General features: G+C 49.7%; 10 protein-coding genes. 1 reads left to right on the top strand and 9 read right to left on the bottom strand.

The features are described from left to right. The coding region (locus VIM72_RS09830) for a M1 family metallopeptidase (RefSeq protein ID WP_332002661.1) at positions 1-1,855 on the top strand (1,855 nt) is incomplete at its 5' end. Positions 1,856-1,887: 32 nt separating this feature from the next. Here VIM72_RS09830 and VIM72_RS09825 read toward each other — a convergent pair. From VIM72_RS09825 to VIM72_RS09785, 9 genes are all read right to left on the bottom strand, one after another. Next, on the bottom strand, positions 1,888-2,547 hold the full coding sequence (locus VIM72_RS09825; protein WP_332002660.1) for a response regulator transcription factor: 660 nt from the start codon (positions 2,545-2,547) through the stop codon (positions 1,888-1,890). A 2-nt stretch (positions 2,548-2,549) separates the two neighbouring features. Next, positions 2,550-3,950: an ATP-binding protein gene (locus VIM72_RS09820; protein WP_332002659.1), complete on the bottom strand. Its 1,401-nt coding sequence runs from the start codon at positions 3,948-3,950 to the stop codon at positions 2,550-2,552. A 15-nt stretch (positions 3,951-3,965) separates the two neighbouring features. Beyond that, positions 3,966-4,679 (bottom strand): urea ABC transporter ATP-binding subunit UrtE, encoded by a 714-nt coding sequence (gene urtE / locus VIM72_RS09815; RefSeq protein ID WP_332002658.1) that lies wholly within the window; start codon positions 4,677-4,679, stop codon positions 3,966-3,968. Further along, positions 4,676-5,431 (bottom strand): urea ABC transporter ATP-binding protein UrtD, encoded by a 756-nt coding sequence (urtD, locus tag VIM72_RS09810; protein WP_332002657.1) that lies wholly within the window; start codon positions 5,429-5,431, stop codon positions 4,676-4,678. Before urtD ends, urtE begins: the two co-directional genes overlap by 4 nt. Position 5,432: 1 nt before the next feature. Then, entirely contained in the window at positions 5,433-6,512 is a 1,080-nt protein-coding gene (urtC, locus tag VIM72_RS09805) for an urea ABC transporter permease subunit UrtC (RefSeq protein WP_332002656.1), read from the bottom strand. Positions 6,513-6,523: 11 nt separating this feature from the next. Further along, positions 6,524-8,167 carry an urea ABC transporter permease subunit UrtB gene (gene urtB / locus VIM72_RS09800; protein ID WP_332002655.1) on the bottom strand — a complete coding sequence of 548 codons (1,644 nt, stop codon included), beginning with the start codon at positions 8,165-8,167 and terminating at the stop codon, positions 6,524-6,526. Positions 8,168-8,220: 53 nt separating this feature from the next. Further along, positions 8,221-9,531: an urea ABC transporter substrate-binding protein gene (urtA, locus tag VIM72_RS09795; RefSeq protein ID WP_332002654.1), complete on the bottom strand. Its 1,311-nt coding sequence runs from the start codon at positions 9,529-9,531 to the stop codon at positions 8,221-8,223. Positions 9,532-9,574: 43 nt separating this feature from the next. Then, on the bottom strand, positions 9,575-10,864 hold the full coding sequence (locus tag VIM72_RS09790; RefSeq protein ID WP_332002653.1) for a hypothetical protein: 1,290 nt from the start codon (positions 10,862-10,864) through the stop codon (positions 9,575-9,577). 589 nt (positions 10,865-11,453) lie between these two features. Next, positions 11,454-12,239 carry an alpha/beta hydrolase gene (locus VIM72_RS09785; RefSeq protein ID WP_332002652.1) on the bottom strand — a complete coding sequence of 262 codons (786 nt, stop codon included), beginning with the start codon at positions 12,237-12,239 and terminating at the stop codon, positions 11,454-11,456. Positions 12,240-12,370: the final 131 nt, after the last annotated feature.

The following is a 12,370-nucleotide window of genomic DNA, read 5'->3' as shown; positions in this document are numbered from 1 at the left end:
CCTGCTGTTGTTATTGGGGGCAAACACCATAGCATCAGCACAGGAATTGTACATGCCCCGTAATATTAAACAGGCATATGCAAACGGAACCCGCGATAAAAGCGGCGCGCCAGGAAAGAACTACTGGCAGAACAAGGGCACCTACAATATCCACCTGTCGGTAAACCCGCCCGACCGTAAGGTAACGGGCAGTGAAACCATCAGCTATGTAAACAACAGTCCCAATGCGTTGAAAGGCTTCCTGCTTCGCCTTATCGTGAATCTGCATAAGCCACAGTCGCCCCGCTCGGGTTATACCAGCAAGAATTTCCTGACAGATGGCGTAACCATCGATACGCTGATCGCCAACGGCGTGGCGCTGCCTGTTAACAACGACGTAGGTACGGTAACGAATATAGTGCTGCCTAAGCCGTTGCAGCCGAAAGACAGCCTGCAGCTGCAGATCCGCTGGCATTACGACCTCTCTGTACAGAGCGGCCGGGAAGGTATGCTGGACAGCACCTCCGTGTTTATGGCCTATGCTTATCCCCGCGTATCGGTGTACGACGACTACAACGGGTGGGACGGACTGGATCATACTGACCGGGTGGAGTTTTACAGCGACTTCAACGACTACAACGTATCGGTAACCGTGCCTGAGAACTTCGTAGTATGGGGCACCGGCAACCTGCTCAATGCCTCGGAAGTATTGCAGCCCGAATTTGCGAAACGCCTGGAGCAATCTTATACTGCGGATAACGTGATGCACATTGCTACCCTCGATGAAATGCAGCGCAAAGTGGTAACCAGGCAGCAGGGAAGGAATACCTGGAAGTTCAGGGCCATCCATATTGCGGATGTTACTTTCGCGGCCAGCAACCATTATGTATGGGATGCCTCCAGCGTAGTGGTAGACAGCAGTACTATGCGCCGCGCCAGCGTACAGGCGGCGTATAACGATACGGCAACAGACTTCCGTCATTCAGTAGCGTTTTCACAGAACGCCCTGAGCTGGTTCTCCCGTCACTGGCCGGGCGTGCCGTATCCCTTCCCGGTAATGACTGCCGTACAGGGATTTGCAGATATGGAATTTCCCATGATGGTAAACGACGGCTCTGTGGGCGACGATCTCAGCTTCGCACAACTGGTGCAGGACCATGAAATAGCGCATACCTATTTCCCTTTCTACATGGGCATCAACGAAAGCCGCTACGCCTTTATGGATGAAGGCTGGGCCACCACTTTTGAATACCTCATCGGCATCGCGGAAAAAGGAAAGGAAACAGCGGATAACTTCTACAAAAAGTTCAGGGTTACCAAATATATCTTTGATCCGTCTACGGAAGAAGATCAGCCTATCATTTCCATGTCCAACCAGGTAAGCGGAATGGGCTACAGCAATAACTCCTATGGCAAGGCGTCTTTGTCTTACCTGGCGGTGAAAGATCTCCTCGGTGATGCACGCTTTAAAAAATGCCTGCATGCTTATATGGACAACTGGCATGGCAAACATCCCATCCCCTGGGATTATTTCTATTCCTTCAATACGGCCGCCGGTGAAAACCTGGACTGGTTCTGGAACAACTGGTTCTTCAGCTATAACTACATCGATCTTACTTTATCTGAAGTAGAACAAAACAAGAAACATATATCCGTGAAAATTGCCAATACCGGCGGGTTTGCGATCCCCTTTGATGTGATCGTTACTTTTGCGGATGGCAGCGAAGCTACTTATCATCAAACTCCCGCGGTATGGAAAGCCAATACCAAAGCTACCACGCTGGAGCTGGCGGTGAAGAAAGAAGTGACCGCTGTGCGGCTGGATGGCAACCTGTTTATGGATGCCAATGCAAAAGATAATACCTGGAAAAAATAAACCTATACAGGGAGCCGCGGCAAGCGGTTCCCTTATTCCTCTTTCAGTAACCCATTCGTTTTACAATACTCCACTGCTTCCTCTATACTGTTTACCTGGAATTTGCGCAGGATGTTCATCCGGTGCGCCTCAATAGTGCGGATGCTGATGTTCAGCGATTCGGCAATGTCTTTATTGTTAAGTCCCTGGCTGATCATGCGCATGATCTGTTCTTCCCGCCGGGAGAGGGAAATGTCTGAAGTGCCGCCATTGCCGGGTGTTTGGCGTGCATCCAGGTATTTCTTCACCAGTACGTCGCTTACTTCGCCAATGAAATAATACCGTCCCTGGTGAATGGTACGGATAGCGCTGAGGAATATTTTGTTGCTGGTATCTTTCAGGATATAACCGCTGGCGCCCATTTCCAGGGCGGCAGCTACATAGTCGGGTTCGTCAAAAAGACTAAAGAAGAGGATCCTGCCACGGGGATTTTTTTCCAGCAGGCGTATACTGGTTTCCAGGCCGTTCATTCCCGGCATGCGGATGTCCATAATTATTACATCAGGGCGGATGTCTGCCAGTTGTTGTATGGCATCTTCGCCGCTGCTGGCTTCTCCGATCACTTCCATATCGGCTTCACTGTTGATGAGCTGTTTAAGACCGTTCCGGAATATTTCATGATCATCTACTAAAAAAACGCCTGTTTTTTTCATTGCTAAAAAGTTATTGCCAACTGTACAATTGTTCCGGCGCCAGGCTGTGAACTGATCTGGAGGGTACCGCCCAGCAACTCCGCTCTTTCTTTCATATTGCGGATACCATTCACTTTTTTAACCTGCTCACTGGAGTACAGCTGCCGGCTGTCGAAATGAAAGCCCTTGCCATTGTCGCTCACGCTCAACTGCAGGAAGCTGGCCGTACCGTCAATATCTATTTCAATGGTATCTGCGTCTGCATGTTTAATGGCATTGTTCAATGCCTCCTGCAAGATACGGTAAACGCCTGTTTTAACTTCCTTGGGTAACGGAGCCGCCGATAAAGTTTCTTCCAGCTGGAAATCGATGCCCGGCGCTGTTTGCCTGCATAGTTTGATCAGCTCATCGATGGCGGCGCGTAGCCCGAAATCTTCCAGCACGCTGGGCAGCAGGTCTGCACAAATGCGTTTGGTTTCATGGATGATACTGTACATCATGGTATTCACCATGGCTATTTCAGGATCATGCTGCATGCCCCGGTCTTCTATCTGCTCCAGTTTCATACGCAAACTGGTAAGCATTTGCCCGATACCGTCGTGTATTTCAGCGGCAATCCGCTTACGCTCCTTTTCCTGTCCGTTGATAATGGAATAGGAACGGATACGCTGCTCCATTTCCTGGCGCAATAGTTTCTCCTGGTTAGCCAGTTGCACTTCTTCTGTTAACTTACGGGCCCGCTCTTCTGCATCTACCAAACCACGGATAATTTTCCGGATCCGGGTAGAAAGGGGATAGAAGATCACGCCGGCTTCCAGCATCAGGGTGAACAATACCAGGCCCAGTACAATGTATTCAATCTCTTTCAGGTTGCGGATGCGTTCCTTGGAAAAGCGGTCGTAGTCGAACACGATCAGCTCCATGCCCAGCAGGTACGATTTCTCATACGCCAGGATGGTTTGTACATAAGGGCGTATATGCGCCGCGTTAAAGGTGGTGTCGCGGTAAAGCACCGTGATCATTTTACTGGCGGCGTCCCATATTTCCTGGTGGGGCGTGCGTATAATTTCAAACATCTGCTTCAGCTCATCCTGGTCGTTGGCCGGCAGGTTGAGGAAGTTGCTGCCTGCCTGTAAGCCTTCGTGCGATTTCTGCCACTGCTTCAGCGTATTGATAAACTCTTTCCGGTTGTCCTCTATGTCGCGGCCCGATTCCAGCAGCAGCGCCAGTTTGCTCAGGGTCTGACTGTAAGTGCGCAGTCTTGCTGCAAAGTTGATCACATGCGAATCATTCATCTGGTGGTTCAGCGCCTGCTGGATCTTGATCTGGCTGAACACCGACAGCAGGGCAATAGTAGTGAGCGCCACCGCATAGAGGATGGTGAAGATCTTAAAAATACTTCTGTCTTCGGATACAGGATGCATATGCTAAAGATAATGCTATACTGCAATATGTTTCTCCAGCTCCGCGTGTTTCAGTTCTTCCGCAGTGCCATCCATTACCATGCGGCCCCGGTCCATAAAATAGTAGTGGTCCGTTACCTGGTTGGCAAAATCGATCTTTTGTTCTACCAGTAAAACAGAGAGTCCTTTTTCCCGTACCAGTTGTTGCAGGATGTTGCCAATTTCCTGTGCAATGGAAGGCTGGATCCCTTCGGTAGGCTCATCGAGCAGCAGGAGGGAAGGGTTGCTTACCAGCGCGCGGGCTATAGACAGTTGTTGCTGCTGCCCTCCCGAAAGATTACCCCCTGCGCGCTTGCGGAAATCTTTCAGGATGGGAAACAAATGATAGATCTCCTCTTCAGGGATCTTTGCTTTGCGGTCGGGATGCGCTTCCAGCCCCAGTTGCAGGTTTTCATATACCGTTAATTTCGGGATAATTTCCCTTCCCTGGGGCACATAGGCGATGCCTGCTTTTGCTTTTTTATGCGGTGGTAAGGCGGTAATGTTTTCATTGTTGAAAACAATGCTGCCTTCCTGTGCAGGAAGCAAACCCATAATGGTTTTCAGCAGCGTGGTTTTACCCACGCCGTTGCGGCCCATTACCGTGGTAACGGCGCCTTTCTTTACCGCGAGGGTAGTGCCCCGCAGAATGATGCTCTGCCCGTATGCGGCGGAGATATTATTTACTGTTAATACCGGTGTGTTCATCATAATGTTTCCAATTGAGCGTTAGTACGGCCTAAATAACAATCTATCACCCGCTGGTCGTTCTTTACTTCTGCGAAAGTGCCTTCCATCAATCGTTTGCCGCGAACCAGCACGGTTACCAGTTCGTTGGCTATCTGTTCTACAAATTTCATGTCGTGTTCAATTACAATAATGCTGTGCGCTTTAGACAGCTCCAGCAGCAGTGCGCCGGTTTTCTCCGTTTCTTCATCGCTCATGCCGGCGGCAGGCTCGTCTATCAGCATCAGGGTGGGGTCCTGCAATACCACGATGGCAATTTCCAGCCATTGCTTCTGCCCGTGGGAAAGATCGCCGGCCAGTTTGTACATCACATTGGTGAGCGATAACTTCACGGCTACGCTGTGTATCCTTTCGGCCAGCGCCGGGGTGGATTTGAAGAAGAGGGAAGAAAAGATGTCTTTCTTCATCCTGGCCGCCAGCAGCAGGTTATCGTACACGGACAGACCGGGAAATACCGAAGGCTTCTGGAACTTGCGCCCAATGCCGGCTTCAGCGATCTGCACTTCCGTTTTACCGAGAATGGATTTACCGTTGAAGGTGATGGTACCTTTGTCTGCTTTTGTTTTTCCGCAGATGATATCCAGGAAGGTGGACTTACCCGCCCCGTTGGGGCCGATGATCACCCTTAGTTCTTTATCGCGCAGGCTGAAATGATCCAGGTCCAGTGCATGCACACCGCCAAATGATACCGCCAGGTTATTTACGTTCAGTAGCATATCAATGGGTAGTTTGAGGTGTTTTAAACCGGGTGGCGGAAAATCTTTGTTTAATACTATCTACCAATCCCATAAATCCTTTATCAAAATATAATACCGTAATTACAAACAGGAAGCCCAGTATAAACAACCATGAATCCGGGAATAAACTGGTGCAGATGCTGTACAGGAAATTCACCAGCAAAGCGCCTATCACGGCGCCTTTCAGGTTGCCCCTGCCGCCCAGTGCCACCCACATCACCATTTCTACCGATGCTTTTACATCCATACGCCCCGGTGTAATAATACCGGTTTGAGGCAGGTACAGCATACCGCCTACGGCAGCTAACAGTGCCGCCACTACGAAAACAGCCAGCTTATAATCCACCACTTTGTAGGCGGTATAGCTAACGCGGGATTCGCTGTCGCGGATAGCCTGCAATACTCTCCCGAACTTGGAATGCGTAATGCGGTAGCAGCAAAAATAGGCCCCGCATAATACGGCAAAGGAAATCATATACAGCCCTAGTTTTACGGAAGATGAAGAAAGGGGAAAACCCAGTATGGTGCTGAAATCGGTAAGACCATTGGTACCGCCCAGGTTTGTTTCATTCCGCAGGAAAATGAGCCACATCGCCAGGGTAAGCGCCTGCGTAATGATAGCCATATACACGCCTTTGATACGGCTTCTGAATAATACAAAGCCCACAATAAATGCAAACACCGCGGGAATGAGCAGGCATAATACCAGCGACCAGCCGAACGACTGGAACGGTTGCCAGAAGAAGGGCAGTGTTTCTATTTTGTTCCAGGCCATGAAATCAGGCAGCACAGCGCCGGCGGCGGCGGTTTTCTTCAGCAGCAAATGCATGGCAATGCCATAACTGCCCAGGCAAAAGAAAAAGGCCTGGCACATGGAGAGGATGCCGGTATACCCCCATATCAGATCAATGCCCAGCGCCGCAATGGCAAAGCAGAAGTACCGCCCCCATACGGAAATGGTGTTCACAGAAAGGAGCCCCGACAGGTAACCTGCCGGCAGCAGGATCGCAAAAACAGCGATGAATAAAATATATAGCAGTGTGTTGTTGTTCGTTTTCATATGCCCGGTTTTTAATCTTCCGCAATGCGGCCTTTGTCAGGAAATAAGCCTTTGGGTTTATATTGCATGAACAGCATTATAAACAACAGGATAAACACTTTACCGTATACTGCCTGGAAAAAGGACTCCGATATTTTTGTGAAGAAACCAATGCCCAAACCGGAAAAGATAGTACCGGCCAGTTTGCCTACGCCGCCTGTAACTACCACCAGGAAAGAGTCTACAATATAAGTTTGTCCCATATCAGGCACCACGTTGCCGATCAGCGTAATGGCGCAACCTGCCAGCCCGGCCAGGCCGGAGCCAATAAAGAAAGTAATGGATGCCACGCGTCTGGTTTCAATGCCCAGGCAGGCGCTCATCTGCCGGTTCTGTGTAACAGCCCTGATCTGTAAGCCCAGCCTGGTACGGAACAGCATCAGGTAGGTGAACAGTACCATGATCAGCGTGAGCACTATAATAAAGATGCGGTTGTAAGGCAGGGTAAGATGTGGCGATACCTGCCAGCCGCCGGAAAGCAGCTGCGGCGTTTTCACTGCGGTAAGATCACCGAATAACAAACGGGCCGTTTGGATCAGGATAAGGCTTACGCCCCAGGTAGCCAGCAGGCTTTCCAGTGGTTTGGCGTAGAGATGACGGATCACCAGTCTTTCCAGGATCCAGCCCATAGCGCCTGCCACGATAAACGACAAGGGCAGTGCGCAGAGAAAGAAAATATCTGTTTGTGGAATGCCCAGTGTATGGGTAAAAAATACCTGAGTGCAATAAGTGGTGTAGGCGCCTATCATCATAAATTCTCCATGCGCCATGTTAATGATACCGGCCAGGCCGTATACAATGGAAAGCCCCAGGGCAATGAGGATCAGGATGCTGCCAAGACTTAACCCGCTGAAAAAGTTCTGGATGCGCTGGAGGCTGTCGTACCGCTTTTCCAGGCTGATGGCCTTTGCGGCGGCATAGTGGGCTGTTTCCTGGTTAAGGAACCCTGCTTTGGCGTAGTTGCGCAGCAGCACAGGAGCATTATCGCTCCAGTTATCGCCGATGCTGTCGATATAGGCGTTGGCGTTAGCGGTAGTAGTAGCCTTGTATAATTGCGCGGCGTAGAGCACATCTTTACCGGTGCGTAGTGCATCGGCGTTGGTTTCCTTTGCCAGTGCGGCCTGCAGGATGGAGAGCGTTGCGCTGTCGCCGGTGTTTTTGAGTTGTGAATAAGCGAGGGTGCGTTTCTGCGCATCGTTGCTGAAAAGGTTGAGCAGTGGCGCTATACCTGCCAGCTGGAGGCGGTCGCCCCGGGGAATGTCCACCGTTTTGAGGGCAGACAAGGGCAACAGCAGCGGTTGCCCGCTGCTGTTGGTAAGGAGTGTGTTATCGGGATAAAGGGAGTAAAGCCGGTAGGTTCCTTCGCCGGTAGGCTTACTGTCTACCGTAACCGCTTTCTGATCCAGCAGGTACAGCTTTTTATCATTGATCGCCATCAGTAAGGGAAAGGTGGCCGGTATACGAAGGGCGGCCAGCCTGCCAATTGCCTGTGTGCGCACGGAGTCGGCGGGTGGTTGCAGCAGCTGTGCGGTGTAGATGGAGGCGCTGTCCTGCCCCGCTGAAAACAGCGGCAGCAGCAGAAAGCAGCACATCAGCATCCGTAAGGAAGTATTCATCGCGTCGTGTTTGATAGGTTGGAAATAGCCTGTCTTCAGTTAAAAAGCATCACTTATTTTTTTGCGTAGGTACCGTTGTGGTTCACCCAGTCGCAATCTTTATCCGGTGATGTCAGTGGCGACCAGGGTTGCGGATCTACCAGTCCTTCCGATTTCCAGATGATATCAAATTGGCCGTCGGGTTTTATTTCGCCGATCACTACCGGTTTGGCCAGGTGATGATTGCGTGGGTCCATTTTTACCAGTCCGTCGGGAGAAGGGAAATCCAGTCCGTATAAAGCGTTGCGCACTTTTGATACATCAAAGGAGCCCGCTTTTTCAGCGGCTTTGGCCCAGAGGTATACGCCGGTGTAAGCCCAGCAGATAGGATCGTCTGTCACTCTTTTATCGCCGCCGGGGAGCCCTTTCTTCGCGCAGAAGGCTTTGAAATCGGCTACAAATTTTTTGTTCTCGGGCAGGTCGTTCGACTGGAAGTAGTTCCATGCCGCCAGGTGACCTACCAGGAATTCCGTGTCCATAGAGCGGAGCTCATCTTCTGCTACGGAAAACGCCATGATAGGGCAGGTAGCTGAAGAGAGGCCCTGGTTGGCAAACTCTTTATAGAAAGGCACATTGGAATCGCCGTTGATAGTAGAGAGGATGCAGGCTTTACCATCTGCCGCAAAGCGTTTTACTTTTGAGATGATGGTCTGGTAATCCTGGTGGTGGAACGGCGTATATTCTTCAATGATGTTTTCTTTCGGGATGCCTTTAGAAAGCAGGTAGGCTTTCAGGATCTTGTTGGCCGTGCGGGGAAATACATAGTCTGTTCCCAGCAGGTAGAACTTTTTATAGCCGCCGCCTTTTTCGCTCATGAGGTATTCCGCCGCCGGAATCAGCTGCTGGTTGGGCGTAGCGCCGGTATAGATCACGCTGTTGGAGCATTCCTCCCCTTCATATTGCACAGGGTAAAAGAGCAGGCCGTTGTTCTGCTCAAATACGGGCAGTACGGATTTACGGGATACGGAAGTCCAGCAGCCAAATACGGCAGATACTTTTTTATCGATGAGCAGTTCCTTCGCTTTTTCCGCGAACAGGTCCCAGTCGGACGCCGGGTCTACGATCACCGGCTCTATCTGTTTACCGAGCACGCCGCCTTTCGCGTTGATTTCATCCACCGCCATTTGCACCGCATCTTTTAAGGATACTTCAGAAATGGCCATGGTGCCGCTGAGGGAGTGGAGCACGCCTATTTTCACGGTTTCTTTGGAGGTAGCGGCGGAGTCGGCGCCACCGGTTTTCCCGGCGCTGTTGTTACAGGAAGAAAAGAGTGCCGAAGCGCCCAGGAGCAGGATGGGTAGTTGTTTCAGGAAAGCGTTTCTCATGTTGACTTATATTTTATAAAGAAGATGAATGAATGTTTGTGCATTAGAAGATGAAGAACTGGGCCTGTAGCCATACCTGGCCGAATGTTTTTTTCGTATAGTCGTCTGGTATAGCAGTAGCTACGTTGTAGGTACGGGTAGTGTAGGAGAGGCGCAGGTTAGTACCGGTGCCATTGAAAAAGTAGTTGAGCCCTCCGCCCATCACGGTGCTGGAGTTTATTTTATCGAAGTTGGAAGGCTTTACAGCGCCGGTTTGTGCGGCATCCGCGCTTACGTCCTGGTTTTCGTAGCGGATCCAGGGTTGGAGTTTCGACTTTTTGAAGTAGTAGCCGAGCTCCAGGAACTGAACTGTTTGTTTGGGAATGAGGGTAGCAAAGGAGTATTTGGAATCCAGGCTGGTGCCGCCGGTCATGTACTGGAAGGCCGCGTTGAGCGTAAGGGAGCCGGCGTTGCCCAGCGGGTGGTCAAAAAATACATCCGTGCTGAGGTTGTAATAGGAGGCCTGTGTGTCGAAGCCGGCGCCCCATGCCAGTGTTTTGCCGTTGCCTAATTTAGTGCCGGCGTAGTAGAAATCTTTTTCCGCGTCCAGGAAATTATAGGCTACTCGGCCTACCGTACGGAGGGGGGCGCCGCCATCTACGTTACGGCCGGTGAAAACGCCGAGCCGGTATTCCAGTTTATCGTTTGCGAGAAACCCGCGGGCGTTGACACCGAGGTCACGTCCGAAATTTCCCTGCAGCGGACTGTTGGCGAACAGGTTATAAGGGTACTGGAAGTAGGTGAAGTCGTTGGCCATTAACCCGGCGGCGCCCTGTAAGCCGTTACGGTTGTTGGATACCAGCTGCATACCTGCTATGAGCTGGAATGCATTGGTGAAAGTATATTCCAGTTGAGCGTCCAGGATGATGGGCGATACCTTCACATTCTTTTCGCCGTTGGATTGGATACCGATAGGGGAAGGTATTTCTGTTTCCATAAAGAAACTGGCTTTTTTAGTAAGCTGGCCGCCTACCAGTACCCTCGCGCGGTAAACGGAAAAGCCCTTGTTCCAGTCTTTCGCCGTTTTATCATTGCTGGGAGCGCCAAACCCGGTTTGTTCCCCCGAGGCGAACATATGTACAATAGCGCCTACCTGGATGGATGGTTTGAAGGGTAGTTCCGATGCCTGGAAAAGGGTGATGGCTTTAGCGCTGTCGGAACTGGTATTCAGGGAGGCAGGAAGCTCAATTAAGTAACTGCCTCTTTTTTTCTTTTTCGGGGGATCGTCGTTTTCGGCTTTGGTAATAAAGGGAGCGATAGCAAGTATGATAACAAAGGTGGCTGACAATTTCATAAAATAAGTAATTAAAAATTGAATAATGTACTTAAGTACTTTTTTGGTTGATCGATCAGTATACTTAAGTATAAAAGTAAAAGATTAATTTACTTAATTCATAAAATTTTTAAAGAAAAGGTGAAAATTCGCGTTTAGTGTTGATTTTATTGGTACATATATTTAAATATAATATGAATAAGATCATATGATGTTTTTTTATTAAAATACTGATAAACAATTTTATAATTAAGATTTATGAAGAAGATACATTAATTGATGATAAATTAAGTACCTGCGTTATTTATCTAATTATATATTTCAATTATATTAAGTACCAGGGATATGATATCCCTGACCCTGTGCCAGGGTACGCTTCTGTATGCCCTATGGTAGCGGGTTTCAGAGATAAGCCTTATATAACCTATATATAAACCTTAGGTAAACCTTAGATAATCTATTACTATAAGAGATGGCTTATCTATAATTTACCTAAGATATTTTTAACAGAAACCAATAGGAAACAGGGCTCCCTTAAACAGGTCGGGACAAAAGGACGGGCGTATCCTTTTGCAGGATACGCCCGTGTTCTAATAAGTTGCGATAAGGGTTAATGATGGTTGATCCAGTTTGCAATAAATGCGGCATCTTCCTGCCAGGTGGGGAGCCCTACTACGAAGTGGTTCTTGCCTTTGGATATGGCCCAATCGGTAACGGAGCCATTGGTTTTGGAGTACCGGTTGAAGTTAGTGCGGTTTACTTCCAAAGGCATGATCTGATCTTCTTCTCCGGCTACGATCAACAATGGGGCATGGGGCTTTTTGAAATCAACATGGGCTTCGCTGCTGATTCCATCCCGTGAAACGAGCTTCGACTCAGGGATGCAGTTTTCATCGTAGGATCTTTTCTGATCTTCCAGCGACATACCATTGGTGAAGGCGTATTGCCACTGTTTCAGCGTCATCAGGAATGATTTACGGCTGCTGGTAAAAAAGCCGAGCGGCCCCCAGGTGGATTTGTAGAAGGTGAAGTTGAAAGGAATGATACCCTGTGGTGGTACCGAATGAATGGCAACGCCTGCAGCGGCCAGGTCGCGGTTCACCAGCAGCTGCGTAAGGAGCCCGCCAAAGGAATGACCGATCAGGATGGGTTTTTCCGGCAGCTTCTTAATGAAATCAGCAAAATACTCCTTCAGGGTCGATAACCTGTTGGCCGCCAGGGGCGCATCCGGATGCTGGCTTCTCAGCACAGCGGGAGAGGCTTCTTTGTGAGGCCAGGCGGGGGCGTAAGTGGTATAGCCCAGGCTTTCAAAATAGGCTTTCCAGTTGTCCCAGCCGCTGCTGTGTACAAAGCAACCGGTAATAAACACGATTGTTTTTGATTGAATGGTCTTCATGAGTGTCCAGGTTTTATAGTGAGAGAAATTTTCAAAATTTATTTACCTCACAGAAGTCCTGCGCACCATTCAGAAAGTTATTTCCCTGCCAGCCGTTTCCCGATCCGCTTAAGGGAAGGCCCTGGATACCC

Source organism: Chitinophaga sp., assembly GCF_036569185.1.
Classification (GTDB): Bacteria; Bacteroidota; Bacteroidia; order Chitinophagales; family Chitinophagaceae; genus Chitinophaga.
This window is presented reverse-complemented; position numbering and strand designations above follow the sequence as displayed.

Coding starts and splice junctions, on each gene's coding strand:
- VIM72_RS09825 (WP_332002660.1), bottom strand. CDS start 2,547: ATGAAAAAAACAGGCGTTTTTTTAGTAGATGATCATGAAATATTCCGG.
- VIM72_RS09820 (WP_332002659.1), bottom strand. CDS start 3,950: ATGCATCCTGTATCCGAAGACAGAAGTATTTTTAAGATCTTCACCATC.
- urtE (WP_332002658.1), bottom strand. CDS start 4,679: ATGATGAACACACCGGTATTAACAGTAAATAATATCTCCGCCGCATAC.
- urtD (WP_332002657.1), bottom strand. CDS start 5,431: ATGCTACTGAACGTAAATAACCTGGCGGTATCATTTGGCGGTGTGCAT.
- urtC (WP_332002656.1), bottom strand. CDS start 6,512: ATGAAAACGAACAACAACACACTGCTATATATTTTATTCATCGCTGTT.
- urtB (WP_332002655.1), bottom strand. CDS start 8,167: ATGAATACTTCCTTACGGATGCTGATGTGCTGCTTTCTGCTGCTGCCG.
- urtA (WP_332002654.1), bottom strand. CDS start 9,531: ATGAGAAACGCTTTCCTGAAACAACTACCCATCCTGCTCCTGGGCGCT.
- VIM72_RS09790 (WP_332002653.1), bottom strand. CDS start 10,864: ATGAAATTGTCAGCCACCTTTGTTATCATACTTGCTATCGCTCCCTTT.
- VIM72_RS09785 (WP_332002652.1), bottom strand. CDS start 12,239: ATGAAGACCATTCAATCAAAAACAATCGTGTTTATTACCGGTTGCTTT.